Genomic DNA, 13079 nt, shown 5'->3' with positions numbered 1-13079 from the left:
GTCGAGGAGGGCCGGAAGTGGGCGCGGACGCGAGCGAGGCGCACAGGCGCGGGCGGCGCAGCCCAGCCCGGCCCGCGCTCCTGCGCCGGCTCGACGCCGCGCTCGGCCCGCTCGACGTGGCCGGCCGTGCGGTCGCGGTCGCCTGTTCGGGCGGGGTGGACTCGACGGCGCTGGTGGTCGCCCTCGTCGAGCGCGCCCGGCGCCACCGCCTGCGCGTCTCGATCGCGCACGTGAACCACTCGCTGCGCGGGGTCGAGGCCGACGTCGACGAGGCGGCGGTGGCCGCGCTCGCGGAGAAGCTCGGCGTGCCGTTCGCGTCGGCGCGGGTCGAGCCGCGTGCGGCCCGCGCGCAAGCGGTCTCGAGCCGCGCGCGGCCGACCGTCCAGGAGGCGGCCCGCCGCCTGCGCGAGCGCGCGCTGCGCCGCCTCGCGGGCGAGCTCGGCGCCGGGCGGATCGCCACCGCCCACACCGCGGACGACCAGGCCGAGACCGTCCTGCTGCGGCTGCTGCGGGGGGTCGGGCCGGCGGGGCTCGGCGGGATCGCGCCGCGCAGCGAGGACGGCGTCTTCGTGCGTCCGCTCCTGCGGGCGAGCCGCGCCGAGGTGCTCGCCTACGCCGCCGCTCGTGATCTCGTCTGGCGCGAGGATCCGAGCAACGCGGACCGGCACTATGCCCGCAGCCGCCTGCGCCACGACTGGCTGCCGGGCCTGCGCGCGGCCTTCAACCCGGGCCTGCTCAGGGCGCTCGGCGATCTGGCCGAAGCAGCGAGGGAGGAAGCCGGCTGGATCGACGCCCTCGTGGCGGAGGAGGCCGGGCGCCGCTTCCGCCCGGTCCCGGGCGGCGACGGCGGGGAGGCGGGCTTGCGGATCGAGGCGCACGGCTGGGAGCGCGATCGCACCCCCGACGCGTTCGCGCGGCGGCTGCTGCGCCGCGCGCTCCACCAGCTCGGCGGCGGCCGCGACGTGAGCCGCGTCCACCTGGATCGCGCCCTGGCCTTCCTGCGCGAGGCCCGGCCCGGCGCGTGTCTCGAGCTTCCTGCGGCGCTTCGCCTGCTCCGCGACGCGCGGGGGTTCCGCCTCGGCCGCTTCGGCTTGCGCCCGGTGGGCCCATGCTAACCTGGGATGGCTTCAACGATTTCTGCCGTTCTGCCGGTGGGTTGGCGGGCCGATCCGCACCCGCGGCCGGAACCGCGCCCCGACAGACGCCCGGTCGAGGGAACGACGAGAGGTGCGCGTGACGCAGCAGTTCTACAAGAACCTGGCGCTCTGGGTCGTGATCCTGCTCATGGTCCTGCTCCTGGTGACCATGCTGCGCCAGAGCCAGACGGCGCCGGCCGAGGTGCCGTACAGCAAGTTCATGAGCCAGGTCGAGGCGGGCGAGATCCAGGCCGTCACGATCGAAGAGAAGCGCATCCAGGGCCGGACGACGGCGGGCCAGGACTTCACCACCGTGGCCCCCACCGTCGGCGACGACCTGATCCAGGCGCTCGAGGCCAAGGGCGTCGAGATCTCCGCGCGCATGCCGCGCGAGTCGCCGATGTGGCAGCAGATCCTGATCATGTGGTTCCCGTTCCTGCTCCTGATCGGGCTGTGGATCTTCTTCGTGCGCCAGATGCAGGCGGGCGGCGGCAAGGCGATGAGCTTCGGCAAGTCGCGCGCGCGGCTGCTCAACGAGAGCCACAACCGGGTCACCTTCGCGGACGTGGCCGGCGTCGAGGAGTCGAAGGCCGAGCTGGAAGAGATCATCGCCTTCCTGCGCGACCCGAAGAAGTTCACCCGCCTGGGCGGCCGGATCCCGAAGGGCGTGCTGCTCGTCGGCCCGCCCGGCACCGGCAAGACGCTGCTCGCGAAGGCGGTGGCCGGCGAGGCCGGCGTCCCGTTCTTCTCGATCTCGGGCTCCGACTTCGTCGAGATGTTCGTCGGCGTCGGCGCTTCGCGCGTGCGCGACCTCTTCCTGCAGGGCAAGAAGAACGCGCCCTGCATCATCTTCATCGACGAGATCGACGCGGTGGGCCGCCACCGCGGAGCCGGCCTCGGCGGCGGCCACGACGAGCGCGAGCAGACGCTCAACCAGCTCCTCGTCGAGATGGACGGCTTCGAGTCGAACGAGGGCGTGATCCTGGTGGCCGCCACCAACCGCCCCGACGTCCTCGACCCGGCGCTCCTGCGCCCGGGCCGCTTCGACCGGCGCGTGGTGGTGCCGCGCCCGGACTTCCGGGGCCGCTACGAGATCCTGAAGGTGCACACCCGGCGCGTGCCGCTCGCCGACGACGTGGACCTCGAGATCGTGGGGCGCGGAACGCCTGGCTTCGTGGGCGCCGATCTCCAGAACCTGGTCAACGAGGCGGCGCTGCTGGCGGCGCGCCGCGACGCCAGCCGGGTCGCGATGGTCGACTTCGAACGCGCCAAGGACAAGGTGCTGCTCGGCGCCGAGCGCCGCTCGATGGTGATGACCGAGGAGGACAAGCGCATCACCGCGTACCACGAGGCAGGGCACGCGCTGGTCGCCATGCTGACGCCGGGCTCGGACCCCGTCCACAAGGTCACGATCATCCCGCGCGGGATGGCGCTCGGCGTCACCCAGACGCTGCCGCCCGAGGACCGCTACAACCTGACGCGCGACCAGATCCTGGCCATGATCAAGCACGCGATGGGCGGGCGCGCCGCCGAGGAGCTGGTCTTCGACCACCTCTCGACGGGCGCCTCCAACGACCTCAAGCAGGCGACCCGGCTCGCACGCCAGATGGTGTGCATGTACGGGATGAGCGACAAGCTGGGCCCCGTCTCCTACGGCGACGACGACCACGACGTGTTCCTGGGTCGCGACTTCGTCTCGCGCAAGGACTACAGCGAGAAGAAGGCCGAGCAGATCGACGACGAGGTGAGCGTCACCCTGAACTCGCTCTACCAGGAGGCGCGCCAGCTCCTGCTCGAGCAGCGCGAGGTGCTCGACCGGGTCGCCGCGGCGCTGCTCGAGCGCGAGACCCTCGACACGGCGGACCTGCGCCTGCTCCTGGCCGGCGAGGCGCTGCCGCCGCTGCCGTCGCCGGCGGCACCGAAGCCGGGGGAGACGCCGAGCGAGCCGCGCCGGGAGACCCGGCCGGAGGCGCGGGCGCCGTTCCCCGGAAAGAAGCTCCCCGACCCGGAGCCGATGCCCGGCTGATCCGTCGCGGAGGGCGTGCGAGCTCTCCAGGAGAAGGTCGGGCGCGGGAGGGCGCCGTGCAGCAAAGCCCGATCTTCCCGCGCAACCGGGTCACGATCGTGGGCGTCCTGAACCTGACGCCCGACTCGTTCTCCGACGGCGGCCGCTGGATGGGCCCGGACGGCGGGCGGCCCGACGTCGAGGCGGTGGTGCGCGAGGCGGAGCGGCTCGCGGCCGAAGGCGCCCACGTGCTCGACGTCGGCGGCGAGTCGACGCGGCCCGGGGCGCTCGCGGTGCCGGTCGAGTGCGAGCTCGCGCGCGTGCTTCCGGTGGTCGAGGCGCTCGCGAAGGCGAGCCCGCTCCCGATCTCGATCGACACCCGCAAGGCCGCCGTGGCCCGAGCGGCGCTGGAGGCCGGTGCGGTCGTGGTGAACGACGTCTCGGGGGGCTGCTTCGAGCCGCGCCTGCTCGAGGTGGCGGCACGGGCGGGTGCCACCCTCGTGCTCGGCCACCTGCGCGGCGTGCCCGCGACGATGCAGGACGCTCCCCGCTTCGTCGACGTGGTCGGCGAGGTGGGCGACGAGCTCGCCGCGCGCGTGACGGCCGCCGAGGCCGCGGGCGTCGCACCCGAGCGGATCGTCGTCGATCCGGGCATCGGCTTCGGAAAGCGCGTCGAGGACAATCTCGGGCTCCTCGCCCGCGCGGGGGAGCTCGCCGTACGGCTCGGGCGGCCGCTGCTCGTCGGCCCTTCGCGCAAGGCCTTCCTGGGTGCGCTGACGGGAGATCCGGTCGAGCGCCGCGAGACGGCCACGGTCGCGGCCTGCGCGGTTGCCGTCTTCGCGGGCGCCGACGCGTTGCGCGTCCACGACGTGGCCGGCGCGGTCCGCGCCGCTGCGGTCGGCCGCGCGCTCCGCGCAGCGGCCCGGGACCCCGGTGCCGGGGTGGGGGCGGGAGCGCAGCCGTGATCGAGTACCTCTGGAACGCCCTGCGCGAGTTCGCGCGCGACATGGCCTGGGGCTTCGACCCGGTGCGCGACACGATGGACATCGTGCTCGTCGCGTTCGGCGTCTACTGGCTGCTCCTCCTGATCCGCGGCACGCGCGCAGTGCAGATCCTGGTCGGGCTCATGATCCTGGCCGGCGCGAGCCTGGCGTCGCAGGCCTTCGGGCTCGGCACCGTGCAGTGGATCCTCGCCAACTTCCTGTCCTCGGCCGTGCTGATCATCATCGTGCTGTTCCAGCAGGACATCCGTCGCGCGCTGGCCCGGGTGGGGCGTGGCGTCTTCCCATCGATCTCGCGCAGCGAGGCGAGCCAGATCCTCGAGGAGGTGGTGCGCGCCGCGCAGGCCCTCGCGCAGCGGCGCGTGGGCGCGCTCTTCGTGCTCGAGCGCGAGACCCGCCTCAACGACCTGATCGAGGCCGGCACGCCGCTCGACGCCGCCGTCACCAAGGAACTGCTCCTCTCGCTCTTCCTGCCGCTCTCGCCGCTCCACGACGGCGCGGTCGTGATCCAGGATGGGCGCGTCGCGTGGGCCGGCTGTGTCCTGCCCCTGACCCTCCGCGAGAACCTGCCCGAGGGGCTGGGAACACGGCACCGTGCCGCCGTCGGGATCACCGAGGAGAGCGACGCGGTGGTGGTGGTGGTCTCGGAGGAGACCTCGGCGATCTCGGTGGTCTACGCCGGCGAGATGGTGCGCGACCTCGACGGGCCGCGGCTGCGCGAGGTGCTGCGGGAGATCCTGGCCGGCGGAAGGCTCGAGCGGTCCGGAGCGGGCGACGAGGAGCTGCGCGGAAGTACGGAGGCCGGCGCGCACCCCGGCGCGCACCCCGGCGCGCACCCTGGCGCGCACCGGTTGGCGGCGGGTGCGCCCGCAGCGACCGGCCGCCGCGAGGCGTAGCGACCCGCCATGAGAATCCCGAACGTCTTCGCGAACCTCGGGCTCAAGGTCCTGGCCGTCGCCATCGCGGTCTTCCTGTGGACCGTCGCGCGCGGCTCCTCGAACGTGGACCGCAGCTTCGACATCCCGGTCACGCTGCACGACCTCTCGGACGAGCTGGTGGTCGTCGACCAGAGCGTCGAATCGGTAAACGTGCGCGTGTCGGGGAGCATGGTCGCGTTGCGCAACCTGGAACCGGCCGACTTCGAGTACGCCCTCGACGTGAGCGGTGCGAAGCCGGGCCGTGCGGGCTACGAGGTGGACCTGACACGCTTCGAGTTCCCGCCCGGTTCGAAGGTCGTGGGCCGCTCGCCGGCCGAGATCTCGCTCACCTTCGAGCGCCGCGCGACCCGCCCGGTGAAGGTCCGGGCGGACGTCGAGGGCCGGCCCGCGCAGGGCTACAAGATCGGCAAGATCGAGATCAGCCCCCCGCGGGTGCGGATCACCGGAGCGCGCTCCGAGGTGCTACGGCTTTCCGAGGTGGTGACCGAAATGATCGACGTGACGGGCGCCACCGGGACCTTGGAGCGCGAGGTGCGGGTGTCGCCGGGGGCTGGGCACGTGTGGGCGGATGACCCCCGGACCGTGACCGTGCGGGTCCGGATCGAGCCGGAGCCGGCGCCCGAGCCCGAGCCGCCGGTCTAGCGGCTGGTTTCGCAGATCCCGGGGCAGGGGGAACATGGCAGAGCGGAAGCTGTTCGGGACGGATGGCGTGCGGGGGCGCGCCAACGTCGAGCCCATGACGGCCGAGATGGCCCTGGCGCTCGGGCAGGCGGTGAGCCAGGTCTTCCGCCGCCGCGGGGGCGAGCGCCATCGCATCATCATCGGCAAGGACACCCGCCTCTCGGGCTACATGTTCGAGAACGCCCTGGTCGCCGGGATCTGCTCGATGGGCGTGGACGTGCTCCAGGTCGGTCCGATCCCGACCCCCGGCATGGCGTTCCTCACCGCCGACATGCGCTGCGACGCCGGCGTGATGATCTCCGCCAGCCACAACCCGTACCAGGACAACGGGATCAAGTTCTTCTCGCACGACGGCTGGAAGCTCCCGGACGAGATCGAGGCGCGCATCGAGGAGTTGATCGTGAGCGGCGCGCTGGCCTCGCTGCGCGCGCCCGCCGAACAGGTCGGCCGCGCGCAGCGCATCGAGGACGCCGCCGGCCGCTACGTGGTGTTCCTGAAGAAGACCTTCCCGCGCGAGCAGACCCTCGAGGGCCTGCGCATCGTGCTCGACTGCGCAAACGGCGCCGCCTACAAGGTCGGGCCCACGGTGCTCACGGAGCTCGACGCCGAGGTCTTCGCCGAAGGCGTGAGCCCGAACGGGCGCAACATCAACGACGGCTGCGGCGCGATCGCGCCCGAGGCGGTGCAGGCCAAGGTCCGGGAGCTGCGCGCCGACGTCGGCATCGCCCTCGACGGCGACGCCGACCGCTGCCTGCTGGTGGACGAGAAGGGCAACCTGGTCGACGGCGACGCGGTGCTGGCGCTCGCGGCGCGCGACATGGTCGAGCGCGGGACGCTCCGGGGCAACGCGGTGGTCGCCACCGTGATGAGCAATCTCGGGCTCGAGCGCGCGGTCGAGAAGCTGGGGCTCGGACTGGTGCGGACGGCGGTCGGCGACCGCTACGTCGTCGAGGAGATGCGGGCCGGCGGCTACAACCTGGGCGGTGAGCAGTCCGGCCACGTCGTGTTCCTCGATCACAACACGACCGGCGACGGCCTCGTCACCGCGCTCCAGACGCTCGCCTACATGCGGCGCAAGGAGAAGCCCCTCTCGCAGCTCGTCGCGGACATCGAGCGCTTCCCGCAGGTGCTCGTGAACGTCCGCGTCGCCGAGAAGCGGCCGCTCGAGAGCCTGCCGAGCCTGCAGGCGGCGGTGCAGAAGGTCGAGAAGGCGATGGACGGCCGCGGGCGCGTACTGATCCGCTACAGCGGCACGGAGCCGAAGGCGCGCGTGATGGTGGAGGGCGACGACGAGAGCCGCGTGCGCGAGTACGCCGACGCGATCGCCCACGAGCTGCGTCGCGCGCTCGGAGGCGAGGGCTGATGCGCGGGCTCGTGGCCTCGCTCGACGCCGTGGCCGCGCTCCGCGAGGCCGGAGGCCGCGAGGAGCCGCGCCTCGCGGTGGCGGCGATGGCGGCGGAGACGGCGGGCGCCGACGGCGTCCGGCTCGGGGTCCACGAGGGCCTGCGTCCGGTGCGGGAGAGCGACCTGCACGACGTGCGCCGCACCGCCCGCGAGCTCGAGCTGCGGCTCGCGCCGGCGCCGTCGCTCCTGAAGATGGCGCTCGAGGTCCGGCCGGACCGGGTGCTGCTGGCGGCCGAGCCGCTGCGCGGCGCCTGCGAGGCGGGCGCGCTCGATCCCGCGGCGCTGCGCGGGCCGACGATCGCCGCCGTGCGGGCGCTGCGCGAGGCCGGGATCCCGGCCTGGGCGCGGGTGGCCCCGGACCTCGAAGCCGTGAAGGCCGCGCGCGGCGCCGAGGTGGCCGGCGTCGAGCTCGTCACGACCGCGCTCGTGGACCTGCCCGAGGGCGAGCGCCAGCCCGCGCTCGAGCGCTTCGGCGACGCCGCGCGGCTCGCCGCGAAGCTGCGCCTGCCCGTGCGCGCGGGCGGGGCGCTCGACGCGCGCCGGCTGCGTGCGGTGCTCGTGGCGGCTCCCGTCGTGGAAGGGGCCGCGGTCGGCCGCGAGCTGGTCGCGCGGGCGCTGCTGGTCGGGATCGACCGCGCCGTCCGCGACCTCCGTGCCGAGCTCGGCTAGCGCGCTCCGCTCGGGTACTCTCCCCCGGATGCGAGACGGCGTCTGGCCGCTGGTGGGCGCGGCGGCGATGCGAGCCCTCGACCGACACACGATCGAGACGCTGGGCGTCGCGGGTGCCCTCTTGATGGAGAGCGCCGGCCGTGCGGTGGCCGAGGCGGTCCTGACGGCGCGGGCAGCGGCGGCGCGCCCGGGTGACGTGCTCGTCGTGTGCGGCGCCGGCAACAACGGCGGCGACGGGCTCGTGGCCGCGCGCCATCTGGCGCTGCTCGGGGTGCCGGTCCGGGCCGCGCTCGTGGCGGAGCCGAAGCGGCTCGCACCGGATGCGGCCGCGAACCTGACCCGCGCGCGGGCCGCGGGCGTGCCGGTCGCGATCGGCGCTCCGCTCCGGACCGCCGGCGCCGCCGTGATCGTGGACGCCCTCTTCGGAACCGGGCTCACGCGCCCCGTCACGGGAGCGGTCGCGGCGGCGATCCAGCGCATCGCGACGGCGCGTCCCGGCGCCTGCGTGGTGGCCGTGGACCTGCCTTCGGGGCTCGACGCCGACACGGGACAGTGCCACGGCCCCTGCGTGGCGGCCGATCTCACGGTGACGATCGCGCTTCCCAAGCTCGGCCTGGCGCTCGAGCCCGGGCGCACGCTCGCCGGGCGCATCGTGGTGGCACGCATCGGAATCGCGGATGCGGCGCCTGGCGTCCGCGCCGACGCCGAGCTGTGGACGGCGCCGGCGGCCGCCGCACGGCTGCCGGCGCGGCCTCCCGACGGCCACAAGGGGAGCTTCGGCCACGTGCTGCTGATCGCCGGCGCGCGCGGCACGACCGGCGCCGCGGCGCTGGCGGCCGAGGCCGCCGCCCGAGCCGGCGCGGGCCTCGTCACGATCGCGTGTCCGGCCGGCGTGAACGAGATCCTCGAGGTGAAGTGCACCGAGATGATGACGGCGCCGGTGCCGGACGGCGCCGAGGGCGGTCTGGCGGCGGCGGCGCTCGGCGCGCTCCTCGCGCTCGCGCGCGAGCGCGACGTCGTGGCGCTCGGCCCCGGCATCGGGCGCACGGAGGAGACCCGGAAGCTCGTGCGCGAGCTGGCGCCGAGGATCGCGCGCCCGCTGGTCGTCGACGCCGACGGTCTGTTCCCCTTCGGCGCGCCTGCGCGGGGCCGCGAGGGCGCGCTCGGCGCGTTGAAGGGCCGCAGGGCCGCCACTATTCTCACCCCCCATCCCGGCGAGGCGGCCCGCCTGCTGGGCGCCTCCGCGGCCGACGTGAACCGCGATCGCGTGGGGTCGGCCCGGCGGCTCGCCGAGGGGTCGGGGGCGGTGGTGGTCCTGAAGGGAGCCGCCACGGTGGTGGCGGCGCCCGATGGGCGGGTCGCCGTGAACCCGACCGGTGGGCCGGCGCTCGGGACCGGCGGGACCGGGGACGTGTTGACGGGCGTGATCGCGGCGCTGCTCGCGCAGGAGCGGCCCTCGAGACGAGGAGGTGCCTTCGAGAGCGCGGTCCTGGGAGCGTGGCTGCACGGGCAGGCGGGCGACCGGCTCTCGGCGCGGCGCGGACGGGCGGGCGTGCTGGCGGGGGAGGTCGCCGCCGAGCTGCCGGAGGCGATCGAGGCGCTTCGCCGCGGCGCAGCGGAGGGCCGGGGGACGGGAGCCGCTCTTGCGCTTCCCTTCCCGTAGCGCCGCCGAGAGCCGCCGGGCGGCGAGCGCGCTCGGGGCCGCCATCGACGCCGTGCTCGCGGACGCCGGGGGCCCGCTGGTGGTCGCGCTGATCGGGCCGCTCGGCGCCGGCAAGACGGAATGGGTGCGGGGCCTCGCCGAAGGGCTCGGCGTCGACCCCGCGCTGGTGGCGAGCCCGACCTTCGTGATCGCGAGCGAGTATCCCGGGCGCCGGCGCCTGGCCCACGTGGACCTCTACCGGATCGGCAGCGAGGCGGAGCTGGAGGCGGCGGGATTCCTGGACCTGCTCGTGCCGGGCACGGTGGTGGCGGTGGAGTGGGCAGACCGCTTCCCGGCGAGCCTGCCCGCGGACCGGATCGAAGTGCGGATCACACGGCCGGCGCAGGGCGGGCCCGAGGCGCGGGAGATCGAGCTGCGGGCGACCGGCGAGCAGGCCTGGAAGGCCATCGGCCGGTGGACCGTCGAAGGCAGGCAGGCGAGCGGCGCGAGCGTGCAGCGAGGCGAGGCCGGACGGAGCTCGTGACAGCCGGTGGCGCGCGCGCGAAGGTCCTCGCGCAGAGGGAGTTCCGAAGGTGGCCCTGATCGTCCAGAAGTTCGGCGGCACGAGCGTGGCCGACGTCGAGCGCATCCGGCGCGTCGCCCGGCGCGTGGTGGCCACGGCGGAGCAGGGCCATCGCGTGGCCGTGGTGGTGTCGGCAATGGCCGGCGAGACCGACGCGCTCGTGGCGCTCGCCCAGGACGCGGGCGGCGACCAGCCGGATCCGCGCGAGTACGACGTGCTGGTCTCGACCGGCGAGCAGAAGACGATCGCCCTGCTCGCGATGGCGATCCACCGTCTCGGCCACAAGGCACGCTCCTTCACCGGCGCCCAGATCGGCATGCGGACCGACGCCGCCCACACCCGCGCCCGCATCCAGAGCATCGACACCCAGCGCATCCTCGACGCCCTCGACGCGGGCACCGTGGCCGTGATCGCCGGCTTCCAGGGCATCGACGACGCGGGCAACATCACGACGCTCGGCCGCGGCGGGTCCGACACCTCGGCGGTGGCGGTGGCGGCGGCCCTGCGGGCCGACGTCTGCGAGATCTTCACCGACGTGCAGGGGGTCTACACCAGCGATCCCAACCTGGTGCCGGGGGCGCGCAAGCTCGCGCGCATCTCCTACGACGAGATGCTCGAGATGGCGAGCCTCGGGGCCAAGGTGTTGCAGATCCGTTCGGTCAAGTTCGCGATGCACTATCGGGTGCCGATCCACGTGCGCTCCAGCTTCGACGATTCGGAGGGCACGTGGGTGGGGCCGGAGGAGGACGTGATGGAGGGGCTCGTCGTCTCGGGGGTCACCTACAACCGCAACGAGGGCAAGATCCGCGTGCGCGGGCTGAAGGACCAGCCGGGGATCTCGGCGCGCCTGTTCACGCCGATCTCCGACGCCGGCATCGTGATCGACATGATCGTCCAGAACGTGAGCCAGGACGGAACCACCGACATCACCTTCACGGTCCCCAAGGCCGACTGGAAGCGCGCCCTGGACTTCGCCGGCCAGGCGGGGCGCGAGATCGGCGCCGCCGGCGTCGAGGGGAGCGACCGGATCGCCAAGGTGTCGATCGTGGGGCTCGGGATGAAGGACCACGCGGGCGTGGCCTCGAAGATGTTCCAGGTGCTCGCCGACAACGGGATCAACATCCAGATGATCTCGACCAGCGAGATCAAGATCTCGGTGGTGATCGAGGATGCGTCGACCGATCTGGCCGTGCGCAAGCTGCACGAGGCGTTTCTCGAGCACGGCGCCGGGGCGCCGAAGCCCGAGTGAGCGCCGGCGCGGGAGGCGGGGCGCCGCGCGCGGCGGCGGTGCTGGCGCTGCTCGCGCTCGCGTACGGCGTCGAGCCGCCGGGCGTCGCTCCGGACCCGTGTCCGCAGCCGCGGCAGCGTCCGGGAGCGGGGCTCGCGAGCGTCGCGTGTCCGGCGAGCGAGGCAAGCGGCGCCGGGCCGGCGCCGGCCGGCGCCGCCGCGCTCCTCTTCGGCCGCCGGCTCGACCCGAACGTGGCGTCGCCGCGCGCGCTCGAGGCCCTGCCCGGGATCGGCCCGGCGCGCGCCGCTGCGATCGCGCGCGCGGCGCGTGCTCGTGCCTTCTGCGCGCCCGCGGACCTGGAACGGGTCCCCGGGATCGGCCCGGTGGCGCGGGCGCGGCTCGCGGACTGGATCGAGATCGGCGCCGGGGCCTGCGCGCCATGATCGCCGCCCTCGAGGCGCGCCGGCTTCGGATCCAGCGTTACCTCGACCACGAGCTGTGGCAGCGCAGCGAGGGGGCACGGCTGCTCGTGCGGCTCGGCCGCCAGGCGCTCCAGGTCTGCGTGATCGTGGCGCAGGGGCTCGCGCGCAACCACACCATGCTCCGGGCCAGCGCGCTCACCTACTTCACGATGCTCTCGCTGATCCCGCTGCTCGCGCTCGCGATCGGCCTCGTCGAGGTCTTCGGGGCCGGCGATTCGCTGATCACCCTGGTGGCGCGCCAGATCGGGGCGGTGAGCCCCGAGGCGGGCGAGCGGATCCTCGAGCTCGTGCGAAGGGTGGACTTCCGCAGCCTCGGCGCGGTGGGCGGCGCCACGCTCTTCCTCACGACGGTGCTGGCGCTCTCGAACGTGGAGAAGGCGCTCAACTACATCTGGGGGGTGGCGCGCCAGCGGCCCCTGATCCGGCGCTTTCCGGACTACCTGGCGGTCCTGGTCGTGTCGCCGCTCCTGCTCACGGTGGCGCTCTCGCTCGGGGCGAGCCTGCGCAGCGACGCCTTCGTCACACGGCTGCTCGAGATGCCCCTGCTCGAGCGCCTCTTCAGGATGGGGCTGCACCAGGCGCCGACCGTGCTGTTCTGGGCCGCCTTCACCTTCCTCTACTGGTTCCTCCCCAACACGACGGTGCGCCCGCTCCCGGCCCTGGCCGGGGGGGCCGTGGCCGCCCTCGGCTTCTCGGCGCTGCAGGCCGGCTACGTGGCGTTCCAGGTCGGCGTCGCGCGCGCGAACGCGCTCTTCGGGAGCTTCGCGGCGCTGCCGGTGCTGCTGGTCTGGATCTACTTCTCGTGGGTGGTGGTGCTGCTCGGCGCCGAGCTCGCCTTCGCGCTCCAGAACCTCGCCACCTTCCGCCAGGCACGCGTGGGCGAGGAGCCGCGCCCCGCCGAGCGCGAGGCGGTCGGCCTCGCGCTGGCCACGCGCATGGCGAGGGCCTTCCGCGCCGGCGCGGGCGGGCTCACGGCGGAGGAGCTGGCGAACGACCTCGACGTTCCCGTGCGCACGGTGCGCTCGATCCTCGACGACTTCGAGCGGGCGGGCGTGGTCGCTCCGCGCGGTGACGACAAGCTCGACGGCTTCCAGCTCGGCCGTGCGGCCGAGAGCATCCGCGTCGCCGAGCTCTTGAGCGCGCTGCGCGGGCCCGCGGACGCCGCCCTGCGCCGGGTCGCCTCGGATCCGCCCCTCGCCACGCTCTTCCACGAGCTCGAAGGCGAGCTCGGCCGCCTGCTGCGCGAGCGCTCGCTGGCGGAGCTCGCCGCGGGCGATGGCGCGCCGCCCGCGGGCTGACCGGGGCCGCCG

Annotated in this window: 12 protein-coding genes; all 12 read left to right on the top strand. The window is 74.4% G+C overall.

What is annotated here, in order from left to right; genetic code table 11:
* Positions 1–17: 17 nt before the first annotated feature.
* Complete coding sequence (gene tilS, locus OZ948_00775) at positions 18–1115, top strand: tRNA lysidine(34) synthetase TilS (GenBank protein ID MEB2343257.1); 1098 nt, start codon at positions 18–20, stop codon at positions 1113–1115.
* A 169-nt stretch (positions 1116–1284) separates the two neighbouring features.
* Positions 1285–3162, top strand: a complete 1878-nt coding sequence (ftsH, locus tag OZ948_00770) for an ATP-dependent zinc metalloprotease FtsH (GenBank protein ID MEB2343256.1) — start codon at positions 1285–1287, stop codon at positions 3160–3162.
* A 56-nt stretch (positions 3163–3218) separates the two neighbouring features.
* Entirely contained in the window at positions 3219–4106 is an 888-nt protein-coding gene (folP, locus tag OZ948_00765) for a dihydropteroate synthase (protein MEB2343255.1), read from the top strand.
* Positions 4103–5038 carry a diadenylate cyclase CdaA gene (cdaA, locus tag OZ948_00760; protein MEB2343254.1) on the top strand — a complete coding sequence of 312 codons (936 nt, stop codon included), beginning with the start codon at positions 4103–4105 and terminating at the stop codon, positions 5036–5038. Before folP ends, cdaA begins: the two co-directional genes overlap by 4 nt.
* A 9-nt stretch (positions 5039–5047) precedes the next feature.
* Complete coding sequence (locus tag OZ948_00755) at positions 5048–5722, top strand: CdaR family protein (protein MEB2343253.1); 675 nt, start codon at positions 5048–5050, stop codon at positions 5720–5722.
* Between the two features lie 34 nt (positions 5723–5756).
* Positions 5757–7124, top strand: a complete 1368-nt coding sequence (gene glmM / locus OZ948_00750) for a phosphoglucosamine mutase (protein MEB2343252.1) — start codon at positions 5757–5759, stop codon at positions 7122–7124.
* Positions 7124–7834, top strand: coding sequence for a pyridoxine 5'-phosphate synthase (locus OZ948_00745; GenBank protein MEB2343251.1), 711 nt, complete (start codon positions 7124–7126; stop codon positions 7832–7834). Before glmM ends, OZ948_00745 begins: the two co-directional genes overlap by 1 nt.
* 28 nt (positions 7835–7862) lie before the next feature.
* A complete protein-coding gene (locus tag OZ948_00740; GenBank protein ID MEB2343250.1) occupies positions 7863–9497 on the top strand; it encodes an NAD(P)H-hydrate dehydratase in 1635 nt (544 codons plus the stop codon).
* A complete protein-coding gene (tsaE, locus tag OZ948_00735; protein ID MEB2343249.1) occupies positions 9478–10020 on the top strand; it encodes a tRNA (adenosine(37)-N6)-threonylcarbamoyltransferase complex ATPase subunit type 1 TsaE in 543 nt (180 codons plus the stop codon). Before OZ948_00740 ends, tsaE begins: the two co-directional genes overlap by 20 nt.
* Before the next feature lie 49 nt (positions 10021–10069).
* Positions 10070–11308, top strand: a complete 1239-nt coding sequence (locus OZ948_00730; GenBank protein MEB2343248.1) for an aspartate kinase — start codon at positions 10070–10072, stop codon at positions 11306–11308.
* Positions 11305–11730, top strand: coding sequence for a helix-hairpin-helix domain-containing protein (locus tag OZ948_00725; protein MEB2343247.1), 426 nt, complete (start codon positions 11305–11307; stop codon positions 11728–11730). The genes OZ948_00730 and OZ948_00725 overlap by 4 nt, the downstream gene beginning before the upstream one ends.
* Positions 11727–13067: a YihY family inner membrane protein gene (locus OZ948_00720; GenBank protein MEB2343246.1), complete on the top strand. Its 1341-nt coding sequence runs from the start codon at positions 11727–11729 to the stop codon at positions 13065–13067. The genes OZ948_00725 and OZ948_00720 overlap by 4 nt, the downstream gene beginning before the upstream one ends.
* Positions 13068–13079 lie beyond the last annotated feature (12 nt).

It is taken from the genome of Deltaproteobacteria bacterium (genome assembly GCA_035063765.1).
Classification (GTDB): Bacteria; Myxococcota_A; UBA9160; order UBA9160; family PR03; genus CAADGG01.
The sequence above is the reverse complement of the archived record's forward strand: the minus strand, read 5'-3'. Positions and strand labels throughout refer to the sequence as shown.